This is a genomic window from Arthrobacter sp. LFS091, assembly GCF_047977885.1.
Lineage (GTDB): Bacteria > Actinomycetota > Actinomycetes > Actinomycetales > Micrococcaceae > Arthrobacter.
This window is the reverse complement of the sequence record NZ_JBFPFP010000002.1, coordinates 536,376-550,301: the sequence shown is the minus strand read 5'-3', so window position 1 is coordinate 550,301 and position 13,926 is coordinate 536,376. Positions and strand designations below refer to the sequence as shown.

The 13,926-nt window shown below is 63.3% G+C and carries 14 protein-coding genes; 9 read left to right on the top strand and 5 right to left on the bottom strand.

Features of this window, described 5'->3' with window-relative positions; translation table 11 throughout:
• Nucleotides 1–87: 87 nt before the first annotated feature.
• Together ACNQOP_RS05395 and ACNQOP_RS05390 are read right to left on the bottom strand one after the other, a co-directional pair.
• Nucleotides 88–489 (bottom strand): VOC family protein, encoded by a 402-nt coding sequence (locus tag ACNQOP_RS05395; protein WP_235520241.1) that lies wholly within the window; start codon nucleotides 487–489, stop codon nucleotides 88–90.
• 19 nt (nucleotides 490–508) lie between these two features.
• Nucleotides 509–949 (bottom strand): helix-turn-helix transcriptional regulator, encoded by a 441-nt coding sequence (locus ACNQOP_RS05390; protein WP_235520240.1) that lies wholly within the window; start codon nucleotides 947–949, stop codon nucleotides 509–511.
• A gap of 26 nt (nucleotides 950–975) precedes the next feature.
• On the opposite strand from ACNQOP_RS05390, the gene ACNQOP_RS05385 reads away from it, so the two are divergent.
• The 3 genes from ACNQOP_RS05385 (at nucleotide 976) to ACNQOP_RS05375 (ending at nucleotide 5,087) form a co-directional block, all read left to right on the top strand.
• Complete coding sequence (locus tag ACNQOP_RS05385; protein WP_416403583.1) at nucleotides 976–1,593, top strand: alpha/beta hydrolase; 618 nt, start codon at nucleotides 976–978, stop codon at nucleotides 1,591–1,593.
• 383 nt (nucleotides 1,594–1,976) lie between these two features.
• Entirely contained in the window at nucleotides 1,977–2,702 is a 726-nt protein-coding gene (locus ACNQOP_RS05380) for an HAD family hydrolase (protein ID WP_416403582.1), read from the top strand.
• 30 nt (nucleotides 2,703–2,732) lie between these two features.
• Nucleotides 2,733–5,087 (top strand): glycoside hydrolase family 65 protein, encoded by a 2,355-nt coding sequence (locus ACNQOP_RS05375; protein WP_416403581.1) that lies wholly within the window; start codon nucleotides 2,733–2,735, stop codon nucleotides 5,085–5,087.
• A 16-nt stretch (nucleotides 5,088–5,103) separates the two neighbouring features.
• Here the strand turns inward: ACNQOP_RS05375 and ACNQOP_RS05370 are convergent, their stop codons facing one another.
• Nucleotides 5,104–6,753 carry a PucR family transcriptional regulator gene (locus ACNQOP_RS05370; RefSeq protein WP_416403580.1) on the bottom strand — a complete coding sequence of 550 codons (1,650 nt, stop codon included), beginning with the start codon at nucleotides 6,751–6,753 and terminating at the stop codon, nucleotides 5,104–5,106.
• 128 nt (nucleotides 6,754–6,881) lie between these two features.
• Here ACNQOP_RS05370 and ACNQOP_RS05365 point away from each other — a divergent pair, with 128 nt between their 5' ends.
• From ACNQOP_RS05365 to ACNQOP_RS05345, 5 genes are read left to right on the top strand one after another with little or no spacing between them, the layout of a single operon-like run.
• Complete coding sequence (locus ACNQOP_RS05365) at nucleotides 6,882–8,168, top strand: alpha-hydroxy acid oxidase (RefSeq protein ID WP_416403579.1); 1,287 nt, start codon at nucleotides 6,882–6,884, stop codon at nucleotides 8,166–8,168.
• A 10-nt stretch (nucleotides 8,169–8,178) separates the two neighbouring features.
• On the top strand, nucleotides 8,179–9,120 hold the full coding sequence (locus ACNQOP_RS05360; protein WP_416403578.1) for an ABC transporter substrate-binding protein: 942 nt from the start codon (nucleotides 8,179–8,181) through the stop codon (nucleotides 9,118–9,120).
• A gap of 26 nt (nucleotides 9,121–9,146) precedes the next feature.
• On the top strand, nucleotides 9,147–10,067 hold the full coding sequence (locus tag ACNQOP_RS05355; protein WP_416403577.1) for an amino acid ABC transporter permease: 921 nt from the start codon (nucleotides 9,147–9,149) through the stop codon (nucleotides 10,065–10,067).
• Nucleotides 10,067–10,831, top strand: a complete 765-nt coding sequence (locus ACNQOP_RS05350; RefSeq protein WP_416403612.1) for an amino acid ABC transporter ATP-binding protein — start codon at nucleotides 10,067–10,069, stop codon at nucleotides 10,829–10,831. Before ACNQOP_RS05355 ends, ACNQOP_RS05350 begins: the two co-directional genes overlap by 1 nt.
• A 28-nt stretch (nucleotides 10,832–10,859) precedes the next feature.
• Complete coding sequence (locus ACNQOP_RS05345) at nucleotides 10,860–11,240, top strand: RidA family protein (protein ID WP_416403576.1); 381 nt, start codon at nucleotides 10,860–10,862, stop codon at nucleotides 11,238–11,240.
• Here the strand turns inward: ACNQOP_RS05345 and ACNQOP_RS05340 are convergent, their stop codons facing one another.
• On the bottom strand, nucleotides 11,241–11,597 hold the full coding sequence (locus tag ACNQOP_RS05340; protein WP_416403575.1) for a hypothetical protein: 357 nt from the start codon (nucleotides 11,595–11,597) through the stop codon (nucleotides 11,241–11,243).
• 336 nt (nucleotides 11,598–11,933) lie between these two features.
• Here ACNQOP_RS05340 and ACNQOP_RS05335 point away from each other — a divergent pair, with 336 nt between their 5' ends.
• Nucleotides 11,934–13,052 carry a hypothetical protein gene (locus ACNQOP_RS05335; protein WP_416403574.1) on the top strand — a complete coding sequence of 373 codons (1,119 nt, stop codon included), beginning with the start codon at nucleotides 11,934–11,936 and terminating at the stop codon, nucleotides 13,050–13,052.
• On the opposite strand, the gene ACNQOP_RS05330 is transcribed toward ACNQOP_RS05335, so the two are convergent.
• The gene (locus tag ACNQOP_RS05330) at nucleotides 13,039–13,830 is read right to left on the bottom strand and encodes a tryptophan-rich sensory protein (protein ID WP_416403573.1); all 792 of its coding nucleotides are present in this window, start codon (nucleotides 13,828–13,830) and stop codon (nucleotides 13,039–13,041) included. The two genes, ACNQOP_RS05335 and ACNQOP_RS05330, sit on opposite strands and share 14 nt — an antisense overlap.
• Nucleotides 13,831–13,926: the final 96 nt, after the last annotated feature.

Here is a 13,926-nt window from a genome sequence, read left to right as displayed (position 1 = left end):
GGACGCGGTACACAGCAGGAGAAGTACGACGGCGAATGGTCACCGTGGGTGCCCAAGGTGACCTCCCGCCGTCGTACTCCAGGGGCCTTAGCCCTGGTTGATGCGGATCATGTTGCCCGAAGGGTCGCGGAAAGCGCAGTCGCGCGGACCCCATGGCTGGACGATCGGCTCCTGCAGGACCTCGGCACCGGTGGCGCGGAGCTTTTCGAAAGTTTCGTCGAGGTCGTCGGTGCTGAACACGAGCATGGGCATGACGCCCTTGGTGAGGAGTTCCTGGATGGCGTCGCCGTCTGCCTGGGAGCGGCCGGCATGCGGTGGGGACAGGACCAGTTCAAGATCCGGCTGGGCATCGCTGCCGAGCGTGACCCAGCGTTGGCCGTCCGAGCCGACATCGTTACGGACCTGCAAGCCCAGGCCATCACGGTAGAAGGCCAGGGATTCATCGACATCGTTGACAGTGACGTGTGCGTACTTCAGTGAAATGTTCATAACGCCCACGCTATTTCAGCTACGTGGCGGGCGCTTCTTCGATCCTGCTCAGGTTGTTGCCACCCTTGCGGTCGGGGCGGGTGTGTTGCTTGGCGATGCACGTGGGCATGGCTTTCACGGCGTGGTGTTCGCGGGAGCGGTACTCGCTGGGGGTTATGCCCACGATCTCGGTGAAGCGTGAGCTGAACGAACCCAGAGATGTACAGCCAACCTCCATGCAGGCATCCGTGACGCTGGTTCCTGACCGAAGCAATGCCATGGCCCGCTCGATCCGCCTGGTCATGAGGTAGTTGTAGGGCGATTCGCCATACGCAGCCTTGAATTGCCGGGAGAAGTGCGCCGGGGACATGAGCGCGCCGGCGGCCATGGTGGGAACGTCCAGCGGGCGGGCGTACTCACGGTCAATGAAGTCGCGCGCTCGCCGCAGATGGGCCAGGTTGGCCAGTTCCTGCGGAGTCATGCGGCAAGTCTACTAGTCTCAGTTCCATGGAATCAGTGGTTTGGTCGAAGCCTGAAAACGATCGAGCAGGCACCCCGTTGCTGGTGATGTTGCACGGTTATGGGACAAGCGAGCAGCGCATGGAGAAGCTGTTCCCGCATTTGCCTGCCGACTTCAGCTGCGCTGCGCTGCGCGGGCCTAAAGTCATTGGCGACGACTACGGTTGGTTCCTGCTGGACTACTTCCTCACCAACGACTTTGCGGATGTCATCGCCTCCACCAACCGGGTGTTCGACTGGATCAACTCCGTCAAAGGGAACCACAGCAGCGTCAGCCTGCTGGGCTACTCCCAGGGCATGGCGATGGCCAGCACGCTCCTGCGGTTGCGTCCCCAGGAGTTTACGGCCACGGTGGGCCTGTCCGGATTCGTGCTGGACAACGACCTCCTTGCCCTCAGCGAGTCCTTCGACAGTCCGCCCCCGTTCTTTTGGGGCAGGGACAAAGCCGATCCGGTCATCAATGAGGACGCGATCGCGCACACCGAGGAGTGGCTGGAGGCGAACGTCGCGCTGACAGCGCGGACCTATCCGGGGATGGGGCACCGGATTGAGCCGCAGGAACTGGTGGATGTCAGCGCGTTCCTTAAGTACTACGTGTTGCGGTAGTTCGCCGGATTAGAAACCATCCAAGGTCCAAAATCAAGACGCCGGTGAGAGTCGCGTCACAATTTCGAGTTCGGCTGTACTCTCTTGAATGACAAAATTGTAAGCGCTTACACTTTGGGCTGTTGGCCGACGTGGGCTTGCGAAATGTTCCGTGGGACAATGGAGGTATCGATGACGAACACGTGGCCTGGCAGGCAACCCAACACCTGCGGCGCCCCGCCCACGGCAGTGTTCGCCCGTAACGACCAAGCGGCTCCGGGGCGTTGGCTACGCTCCGCGACGACGGGCCCGTCTGTCTCCCAGTACGTGGCCGGAACTGGCCCCATACCCAGCTCATCGAACGCAAAACCACGCGCCACAAGCGCTGAAACGGAATGACGCACATGACTGATCTTCGTAATGCCTGGAGCGGCGCCTCGGCGCTGCTGTTCGACCTCGACGGCGTGCTGACGCCAACTGCCGTGGTGCACGAGCATGCGTGGCAGGAACTGTTCGACGACTACCTCGCTCGGACGGGCCATTCCCAGGGCTACCAGGAAAGCGACTACTTCGATCACATCGATGGCAAGCCGCGATTCGATGGAGTCCGGGATTTCCTGGCCTCGCGCGGCATCACCCTGCCTGAAGGTCCTGTCCACGACCACCCGGACAACCAAACCGTGCAGGGCCTGGGCAACAGGAAGAACGCCATCTTCAACGAGATCGTGAACTCCCGTGGCGTCGAGCCCTACCCGGGATCAGTCAAGTTCATCAACGCCGCGGTGGAGCTGGGACTGAAGGTCGCCGTCGTGTCTTCATCCCGCAACGCACCCGCCGTGCTCAAGGCCGCCGGCCTCGACCACCACTTCGAGGTGGTGGTGGACGGCCAGGTGGCTGCCGGCGTCGGACTTCCCGGTAAGCCGGACCCGGCAACCTACGTTTACGCGGCAGGCCTGCTGGGCGTGCCGGTTGAGGAATGCATCGTGGTGGAGGACGCCGTTTCCGGCGTGCAGGCCGGCGCGGGGGCCGACTTTTACGCCGTGATCGGCGTGGACCGCGGAGCGGGCCGCCAAACCCTGCTGGACGCCGGGGCCACGCTGGTGGTCGACGACCTCAACGATCTTCTCTGACCCTACTTTTTCGAAGGACCTCTTTAGCCCATGGCACTCATCAGCTCCGATCGGCTGCGCTTCCCCTGCGAGCCCTGGAAGCTCGTGGAAAACATCCACGTCCCCGGCGACGAGGGGACCCTGGAGACACTGTTCGCGCTCGGCAACGGCCACCTGGGCATCCGCGGCTCACATTCGACCGCGGGCGACAGTGAGCTCCCCGGTACGTTCATCAACGGATTCCACGAGATCTGGGACATCAAGCACGCCGAGAATGCCTACGGTTTTGCGCGTACCGGCCAACGGATCGTCTACGTGCCGGACGCCAACAACTTCACTGTTTCCATCGACGGCGAGGCGCTGAGCCTGGCCGAGTCCACGGTGTTGGACTACCACCGTTCCGTGGACTTTTCCACCGGCGTCTACGAGGAAAGCACCACCTACGCCTGCCGCTCCGGCGCCACTGTTACCACGGTGGAGCGCCGCGCAGTGGGGTTCGACAACCGCGGATGCCTTGGCCTGGAGCTGTCCATTTCGGCTGACCGCGACGTTTCCGCGGACATTATCTCCGGCGTCGTCAACCGCCAGGACCAGCCTGTGGAGGACCACTCGGTCCACGACCCGCGCCGATCCGGCCGCCACGCCGGGCGCGTACTCCTGCCGCTGCACCTCCAAGGTGCCGACGGATCGCTCCGCATGGCATGGGAGACTTCCGAATCGCGCCAGCGCGTTGCCATGGCCGTGGATCACTGGATCTCCGCCGAAGGCCAGCCGTTTGAAACGCTGGTGGCGGAAGACGAATCTTCCGTCCGTTACGTTTTGGCGATTCACGCCGGCGAGGCTTTCCGTGTGGAGAAGGCGGTCAGTTACCTGGTGGCCGGTTCCAGCGACGCCGAGGACCGTGGCGAGAGCCTGGCCGCCGACGCCGAAGCCAACCTGGTGTCGTTCTCCGAAATCCTTGCCCAGAGCAAAGCCCACTACGGGCAGTACTGGACCACGGCGGATATCTCGATCGGCGGCCAGCCCGAGATGCAGCAGGCCGTCCGGTGGGGACTCTTCCAGCTGGCGCAGGCCACTGCCCGCGCCGGGGTGGCTGGCATCCCCGCTAAGGGCGTCAGCGGATCCGGTTATGAGGGCCACTATTTCTGGGACCAGGAGATCTACCTCCTGCCGTACCTGACGTACACCAACCCGTGCGGTGCCCGAAAAGTGCTGGAATCCCGCCACGCCATGCTGCCGGATGCCCGTGTCCGGGCAAAGGAGCTCAGCGTTGACGGAGCACTGTTCCCGTGGCGGACCATCAACGGCCTGGAAGCCAGCGCCTACTACGCCGCAGGAACGGCCCAGTTCCACATTGCTGCCGCCATCGCTTTCGCCGCAAACCGCTACCAGTGGGCCAGCGGGGATGACTCGTTCCGGGCAGAACTGGGGGCGGACCTGCTCATTGAAACAGCCCGGATGTGGGCGTCGCTGGGCTTTTTCGGCAAGGACGGCATGTTCCACATCCACGGCGTGACGGGCCCCGACGAGTACACAGCCGTGGTCAACGACAACCTGTACACCAACGTCATGGCGCGCTTCAACCTGCGGGCTGCCGCAGCGCTGGAGCACGAGGGGATCGCCGATACCGAGCGGATGGTGTGGCGGCAGGCAGCTGAGCGCATGTCACTCCCGTACGATCCCCACCTTGAAGTTTTCAGTCAGGACAACGACTTCATGACGCTGGAACCGTGGGACTGGAACACCCCCAAGTCCAAATACCCTTTGCTGCTGAACTTCCACCCCTTGGTGATCTACCGGCACCAGGTCCTCAAGCAAGCCGATACGGTGCTGGCCATGTTCCTCCAATGGCAGGACTTCACAGCCGAACAGAAGCAGCGGGCGTTCGACTTCTACGACCCCATCACCACCGGCGACTCCACCCTCTCCGCGTGCGTGCAGGGCATCATGGCGGCCGAAGTCGGCTACGGCGATGTTGCGCTGCAACACTTCACCGACGCCCTGTTCATCGACCTGGACAACTCGCACGGCAACACGATCGACGGCGTCCACATCGCCTCCACCGGCGGTATTTGGAGCTCCTTGGTCTGCGGTTTCGCGGGTATGCGCGACCAAGGCGACGTGTTGCGCTTCGACCCGCGCCTGCCCGCCGAATGGGAAAACCTGTCCTTCAAGCTCAAGGTGCAAGGCCGGCTCCTGTCCGTAGAGCTCGCGCAGGGCTCCATTGCGTTGGCGCTCGAATCCGGGCCGGATTACAGCGACGAGCCGTTGCACATCACGGTGCGCGACTACGACGTCACCGTCGGGACGGAAACGGTCACGGTGCCGCTGGACAGCGTTCCCGTGCCGCCGCCGTCGATCTTCCCCAGCGTCTTCCCGACGGCGGGACTTCCCATCATCCGTTAGGTCGCGTTGGGGGGAGCTACTTCGCGGCCAGCTCCATGGTGGTAATCCGCAGCCACAACCACAGCCGTTTCTGTGGGTCCGCCAGGTCGAGGTTGAAGTCCTCGGCCAGGCGGCCCACGCGGTACCTGACGGTGTTGTTGTGCACGTGGAGGTGGGTGGCCATGGCGGAAATGTTGCCATTGAAGGCAAGATAGGCCCGCAGGGTCTCCAGATACTCCGTTTGCTGCTCGGCGTCCCGGGCCTGGATCCTGGCGATGTCGTCTGTTCCGGCCAGGCCGTTCTCCTCGATGAACTCCCCAATCCTCAGCAGGTTCAGCGGAACCTGGAAGTCCTCGAAGAGCGCAACGCCCGGCACTTTGTTGTTGCCCGGGGACTTGCCCTGGCGTTCCTGCAGGTTCAAAAGATGGTGCAGCGTGCGCATGGCTTCGGACCGGGACCGCGGCAGCTCGTCGATGGTCGCTGCGATTCCACCCACTGTCGCAATGACCGGGAACGAACTGATGGTGTGCGAATAGGCCTCGATCTCCTGGATGATCCGGGCATGAAGGGCCCGCGGGGACGGGCCATTGCCGGGCAGGAGTGCGTAGACCACTGAGCCGATCAGGGCGCTGTGGCCGGAGCCGAACTGGACGTCGCACACGGTGGTCACCAAGTGCAGAAGCCGGTGGATTTCCCGGACGGACTCCAGGCTTCCCGTCTCCGGGCGGACAATCGAGAAGGCTGCCACGGCCAGCCCGTTGGCGGTATCGAGGCCCAGCTGCGCGGCAGCGAAGGAGGCGTGGGGAGTGTCATCCATGAGCGTCCGGATGAGGTCCGCATTTCGTCGCTCCCCGAAGTCTGAGGCCGAGCGGGCATGGAGCATGTGCAGCCCTGCCAGGGGCGCCATCCGATCCAGCGCGTTCAATGCCGTGGCGCGCTTTTCTTCGCCGGGATCGATGATCCAGATGGACCCGAGCAGTTCTCCGCCTGCCCGTACGGCCAAGGCGAGGCGGGCCATTCCGTCGTCGGGCGCCGGGACCAGCACAGCGCCCGGCGCAGCGTAAACCGCCTTGAAGTCCTGGTCGAATGCCGGCTGGATGGTTTCCTGCAGGGTCAGGGTTGTGATGCGGCGGAGTTCGTCGATGGGTTGGCCCGGCAGTGTGGAATAGCCCAGGATGCGGCCCAGCGGGTCCACAATGCTGGCGGCGCCGTTGGTGATGGACGCTGCCGCGTTGGCAAACGCGTAAAGGTCCCCCAGCCGCACACCTGACACCGAGTCCGCGGCAGCGCCCACAACCGATGCCCGTGCCAGGGCAACCAGTTGCGTCCAGTCCGCGTCATCCGGGGCCACGAGGACCGAGAGGGTATGCCGAACCGCCGCGGAACGCAGTTGTTCCATCCGGGCGCCATGGGCTTTGACGATCACCGCTGCGGCGTTGCTGTTCGCTGCCCGGTGGAGGAGCTGGTCGAAGTCCGGTGAACCGTACGTGCACCCGACCGCGAGGATGATCCGGTTGTCCACGCTGGACCAAGTATCCAGGGGGTCGTACATGAGGACGTCCGATACCAGGTGGCCTAGGTTCTCGGGAGTGGGGTTGGCGTGCACCAGGTCGGCCTGCATCAACTGGATGCAGTCCGAAACGCGGACGGCCGATTGCTGTATCCCTGACTGCGCCACGGTATCCATGGTTGGACGTTATCACAGGCATGTGAGCGATCTTGTGGAGGATTTTACATATAGAGCGAAGGAGATCTGCGTCACTATTGGGAGTGACGCCGGGCAGGTGAGCCCGTCAGGAACACAGAGGACACACCATGAAAATCAAGGACATCAGGGCGCTTGCCTCGGTGCAGGGACCAGCCCGATCCACCGCCGAGCGGCTCTCCCGGAAGTGCTACAGCGTTGAGGACATGCGGAAGCTGGCAGCCAAAAGGCTCCCCAAGAGCATTTTCGAATACATCGAAGGCGGCGGTGAGGATGAGGTCTCGCTGCGCCGGAACCGGTCCTCCTTCGATGACTGGTCATTCCTTCCCAAATGGGGATCAGTGGACAACCTGGACCTCAGAACCACCATCCTTGGCGGCCCGTCGGCGATGCCGGTGACGCTCTCGCCGACGGGCGGAACCCGGCTGTTCCACCCCGAGGGTGAGTCCGCCGTCGCCCGCGCAGCGCTCGCCGCCGGTATCCCCTACGGACTGGCGCACCTGAGCACCACCACCATGGAAGCGGTCAGCGCTGCGGCGCCGGGACTTCGCCGCTGGTTCAACCTGGAACCGACCTCGGACAAAGGGCTCCTGCAGGCTGTCCTGGACCGGGTCTCCAAGGCCGGTTACGAAGCCCTGCTGGTCAACGTCGACTGCAGGGCCATCGGGCACCGCGAGCGCGATTACCGCAACGGCTTCACCGCCCCGCCGTCCATCAAGCCAAAGACGGTGGTTGAGGGGATGTTGCACCCCGCATGGGCCCTGGGATTCCTGGCCAACGACGCGATCGCTTTCCCCAACCTCGATGCCCAAATTCCCGATGGTCCGCTGGCCAGCTCGCCCGATATGTGGCGGACGCTGCTGGCCGGTTCCTACGAACCTACCGACTGGGACGACATCCGGGACCTGCGGGAACGCTGGAACGGTCCGATCGTGCTGAAGGGCGTGGTGAACGCGAACGATGCCGCGCTGGCAGCTTCCATGGGTATCGATGCGATCCAGGTCAGCAACCACGGCGGACGGCAGCTGGACCATATGGCGGCACCCCTTGATGTCTTGCCGGAGATCGTTGCGAAGACCGCCGGTCGGATGGAAATCATCGTCGACGGCGGCATCCGCCGGGGTTCCGACGTGGTCAAGGCGCTGGCCCTCGGCGCGGACGCCTGCTCCATCGGACGCCCCTACCTGTACGGCCTTGCTGCCGCCGGCCAAGCCGGCGTGGAGCACGTGCTGAAAATGTTCACAGCCGAAATGACCCGCACCATGATGCTCCTCGGAGTCTCAACCATCGAAGAACTGCGGGCGGAAGGCCGGGACCTGATCCGGCACCGCAACGAAGCATTCGTCCGCAACCAACCAACCCGTATCCCCGAGGCCCCTTTGGCCTTGCAGAAATGAGGAATCCGACATGAACAATCCAACAGCGGTCCTCCGCGCGAAACCCGTCTTATCGGCCGTCGTCGCCACTGCTGCGCTGGTGTTGGCGGTGACGGCGTGCAGCCCAACTGGCAACGCATCGGCGTCGAACCCGTCCGGCGACGCTGCCGCAGCGGGAACCGGCGTCCCCGCGCTGGCAGTCAACCAGGCCGCCGTCGACCTTCTGCCCGAATCCATCAAGGCTTCCAAGGTGCTGCGCGTGGCCATCCCCACCAACGAACCTCCTACGCAGTTCTACCGCGAAGGCACGCAGGAAATGACCGGAACCAACCCGGACGTGGCCCGTCTCATCGGTGAGGCATTGGGTGTCAAAGTGGACATCCAGGTGGCCAACTTCGACTCCATCATTCCCGGCCTCGCAGCCAACCGCTACGACATGACCGTCTCCTCAATGACACCCACGCAAAAGCGCATGGAAGTGCTGGACTTCGTGGACTACATGCAGATCGGCAACGCCATTGCCGTCCCCAAGGGAAACCCCGGTGGCATCAAGGACGAGAACGCGCTCTGCGGCAAGAAGGTGGGGCTCCTGACGGGTTCGTACCAGCTGACGGTGAACGTGCCTTCCTATGACGAGGCCTGCACAGCCGCCGGCAAGGAAACCATCCAAAGGAGTGAATTCCAGGACACCCGGCAAGCCATATCCGCGCTGACAAGTGGTCGGTTGGATACCGTGCTGGCTGACTCGCCCATCCTGAACTTCGCGGCTACCCAAAACCCCGGCATCGAGGTGGCCCGGACGTACGAGTTCGCGCCGGTTGGTGTGGGCGTGCCCAAGCAGTCCGGGTTGGTGAAGTCGGTCTCCGCTGCCCTGGACGCTGTGATCAAGAGTGAGTCCTACACCAAGGTCCTCGCGAAGTACGGTCTTGAGACCAGCGCCATCACCGATGCCCGCGTCAACTTCGCCCAGTAATGCATTCGAGTAGAGAGGTGACGGCTGTGCAGAAGCAACCCTCAGTCCCCGGCACCCGGGAGCCGGCCACAGCGTCCGGTGATTCCATTCCCGTGGTACCGCTGAAGCACCCGGTCCGGCTGGTCCTTGCAGTGGTGCTCATCCTGGTAGCACTCAGTGCCGCGTGGGATGTCGCAGTGAACGAACGGTACCGCTGGGATGTTGTGGTGTCCTACCTGTTCGCACCGCAGATCCTTGCCGGCGCGGGTTTGACGCTGGTTTTGACCGTGGTTTCCATGACCGTGGGCATCGCACTGGGCACACTGCTGGCGATCATGCGGCTCTCCGACAACCCGATCCTCAGCACCATCAGCCGCGCGTACATCTGGTTCTTCCGGGGAACGCCGCTCCTGGTCCAGCTGATCTTTTGGTACAACATTGCGGCGCTCTACCCGGTGATCGCGTTCGGACTGCCCTTTGGTGGGCCGTCGGTGGTGCTGGGATCAGCGAATGTGTTGATCTCCCCGTTGGGTGCAGCGCTCCTGGGCTTGTCGCTGAACGAGGCCGCGTACATGGCCGAGATCATCCGTGGTGGCATCGGTTCGGTAGACAAGGGCCAGTACGACGCTGCCCGGGCCCTGGGAATGAGCGGTGGCAAGCTCATGAACCGGGTGATCCTGCCCCAGGCGATGCGCGTGGTTTTGCCGCCCACCGGCAACCAGGTCATTTCGATGCTGAAAGGCACGTCCCTGGTGAGCGTCCTCGCGATCTCGGATCTGCTCTACTCGGCGCAGATCATCTATGCGAACAACTACCAGACCATTCCACTGCTGATTGTGGCCAGCCTCTGGTACCTGCTCATGACCACCGTCCTGAGCTTCTTCCAAAACAAACTCGAACGCCGGTACGGCCGCGGTTTTGACTCAGCGCCGCGACGGATCCGCAAGCCCAAGACAAGGACAGCATGATGACTACTGCCATGGTGGAAGCCCGGGGAGTCTGGAAGAACTTCGGCGTTATCGAAATCCTCAAAGGCATCGACCTCAGGGTTGAGAAGGGTTCCGTGACCTGCCTGATCGGCCCGTCCGGTTCCGGCAAAACCACCTTCCTGCGCTGCATCAACCACTTGGAGAAGGTGGACGCTGGCCGGCTTTACGTGGACGAGCACCTGGTGGGCTATGCCGAACGCAACGGGAAGCTCTATGAAATGAAGGAACGCCAAACAGCACGCTCGCGGCTCAACGCAGGCATGGTGTTCCAACGCTTCAACCTTTTCCCGCACATGACAGTGCTGGAGAACATCATCGAGGCGCCCGTGCATGTGCTCGGCCGGCCCCGGCGTGAGGTGGTGGTGGAAGCGCAGGCACTCCTGGACCGGGTGGGCCTGGGCAACCGCGGACACTCCTACCCCCAGGAGCTCTCGGGCGGGCAGCAGCAGCGCATCGCGATCGCAAGGGCTCTGGCCATGAAGCCCAAGCTGATGCTGTTCGATGAGCCCACGTCGGCGTTGGACCCCGAATTGGTGGGTGAAGTCCTGGACGTCATGAAGTCCCTCGCAGAGGCGGGGATGACCATGGTGGTGGTGACGCACGAGCTCGGCTTTGCCCGGCAGGTCGCTGACCAGGTGGTGTTCATGGACGGCGGCGTGGTGGTCGAAAGCGGCCCTCCGGAGGACGTCCTGGACAACCCGCAGCAGGAGCGCACAAAAGCTTTCCTCTCCAAGGTCCTCTAGCAATTTACATCGCAACGAAAGGCATTACATGTCCCGCCAGCAAGTCGTCACCAGCCTCGCCCCCAGCCCGGCCGGTGCCTATTCCCAGGCCATCGTGGCCAACGGGTTCCTCTTCACCGCAGGCCAGACGCCCCACGATCCCGTGACCGATGAACGGGTTGGCATCACCATTGAGGAACAGACCATCCAGGCCATGACCAACCTCGGTGAAGTCCTGGGCGCGCACGGACTGGATTTCTCTCATGTGGTCAAAGCCACCGTCCACCTGCACCACCCCGGGCGCGACTTCGAAGGCTTCAACAGCATCTACGAAAAATATGTTGTAGCCCCGTACCCCGCACGAACCACCGTGGGATCGTTCCTGGGCGACTTCCTGGTGGAGATCGATGTGGTTGCGGCTCTCCCGTAGTCAGTTGCTGCTGGCGCTTTCCTGCCCGGATTTTGCCAGTAAACGACGCCGCTCCAACTCGCAGTTGATCAGCTCCAGCAGCGCTTGGGCCGGCTCTGACAGATGGTGGGTGTCCGGGGAGCCCAGCTGATCGCAGTGCAAGAGGACGTGGCGGATCCGTTCCAATTCCCGTGATGGCACCAAGGGCCAGCGGTGGAACAATTGCCTGACGGCTATCGCTCCAAGGAGGGCATCGGGTTTGTTGGCTACGCCGTGCGTGCCATGGTTCGCGGCTGCTCTTCGTCGAGCAACGCTGGCCGCGGAAGGAGGGACACCGTGGGCCATGAGGATCTCGGCCTTCAGCGGATTGGGGGCCATGGGGACCTCCCTGTGTAGAGCAAGGTAAGCCGTCTGCGTGACTTGGAATTCAGCTTACAGAATGTGAGTTATGTCATGTCAATCGATTCGCGAGTAAACCGCCGTCGTGATTAATAGTCCCGACCCAAAGCGCAAAGGCGCCGTACACCCGCGCGGGTGTGGGGCGCCTTTGCGTCTCCTGTATCCAGGGGTATAGTCGGCCCATGCTCTCCCTGCGTCGATTTACCTGCCCCCGACCGGCCTCCGGTCGCGAGGGCTGTTTGGCGCGCGCCTAGGTCCTGGCACGGAGTGAGTCGGGGGAGGAAACCCACTCATTCCAACCCTTAAGGACCAGCCATGCCCTCTCATCCCAGCCCCGACGAGCTTCACGACGCCCTGACAGTCCGTGACCTGTCCAACCCGGACCACGGTCCCCACGCAATGCAAACACTCCTTCGCGACGTGATGGACGCCCTCCATGCACTGTGGGGAGTGCCCGAACGGACGGTCCGGCACAGTCCTCTGGTGAGTGTCGCTGACAATTACGACCGCCTGGGTTTCAGCGAAATGGACGTCACCCGCGACCAAAAGTACTCCCGCTACGTCAGTCCTACAGTCATGCTGCGCAGCCACACCTCGGCTTCCATCCCGTCACTGTTGCGGAACGTGGTCCCTGGGGAGTCAATGGACGAACTGTGGGCTCTCCCGGGCCTGGTCTACCGACGTGATTCCATCGACCGGACGCACGTGGGGACGCCCCATCAGGTGGACTTGTGGCGGATCAGTTCACGGATAACGCTCAAGCCAGGTCATTTGCAGGACATGATCGGGGTTCTGGTGGCTGCGGTATTGCCTGGTGCTGAGTGGCGGGCGGTGCCTTCGGCACACCCCTATACGCAGGAGGGCTTGCAGATCGATGTCCTCATGGATGGCGAGTGGCTGGAGCTCGCGGAGTGTGGGCTCGTGGCTCCGCACCTGCTGGTGGACGCCGGACTGGACCCCGGGAAGTGGTCGGGCCTGGCGTTGGGGATGGGGCTGGATCGCGCATTGATGCTTCGCAAGGGAATCCCCGACATCAGGTTGCTGCGGTCCTCGGACGCCCGGATCCAGCAACAGATGACCAACCTCGATCCTTGGAAGCCGGTGTCCCAGATGCCACCCATCAGCCGGGACCTCTCGCTTGTGGTTGCAGCAGATATGGATGCTGAATTGCTCGGCGACAAGGTGCGGATGGCACTGGGCGACCGCGCTGAGGACTTGGAAAGCGTGGAGCTGCTCGCCCTCACGCCGGGCGAGTCCCTTCCTCCGGCTGCCCGGCAGCGCCTCCGCATCCTGGCCGGCCAGTCGAACGCCCTGGTTCGTGTGGTGATGCGTCCACTGGCGGAAACAATGACGGACCCCCAGGCCAACAAGGTCCGGGATGACATCTACCTGGCCCTGCACGAAGGCCCGGTGAACGAGCTCATCGCGGGATAGTCTTCAGCCTGGCCCGCACCGTGATCGCAGCACCGAGCACCAGGGCAGCAGCAACGGCTGCGGCAATCGCCGTCGGGAAGGACTCGGGTGCGTTGGAGCTGCGGCCGACCGTGATCCAAGCGAGGCCCCATGCGATGGCTGCCGCCAGGGCGAGGCGTCCGCGTCCCTTGATGGCCAACGCGATTCCGACGACGGACACCACGGCCAGCACCGTGACGGACCAGATCTCGGGTCGCAGCCCCAAGCCCGCAAAGCCTGAGGCCTTCAGGGCCGCGGCGATGTTGGCGCAGACGGCCACGCTGGTCCAGCCCAGGTAGAGCCCCAGCGTTCCATCCACCACCACAGACTCAACCCATGAGCCGGCACGGGTTTGGCCGTAGCGCAGGAACGCCAGTACCAGAGTGGCCAGAAGGGCCAGTATCACCAGAACGCTGACCAGGAGCCAACCAGCCTGAACGGACAGGATCCACGCAGCGTTCAGGATCATGGAGGCGGCGACGATCCAACCAAGCGATCGCTGCCGTTCAGTTGAACGTTGGGAGGGCAGCCACTGCCACACGGTGAAAGCAACCAGCCCGGCGTACACCACGGACCAGATGGAGAAGGCCGGTGTCGCTGGAGCGAGGAGAGTGGAGTCGGCGGCCAAGGCACCGCCGGCGGCCTGCGCGATGGGGGTCCCGCCAAAAACTCCAACGCCGATCATTGACCCCACAATGCATATCACCAGGCTCGCGGTAACGGTCGTCTGCCGGGCCAGGTCTGAGCTTCGAGATGCCATGTTTCGAGCCTCTTTCCTTGGGAAATGTGCGGAGTCCTGCATTCGCGGGTCGGGTGACTTAGTATCAAAATGCTAGTGAAACAAGCTTTACGTTTA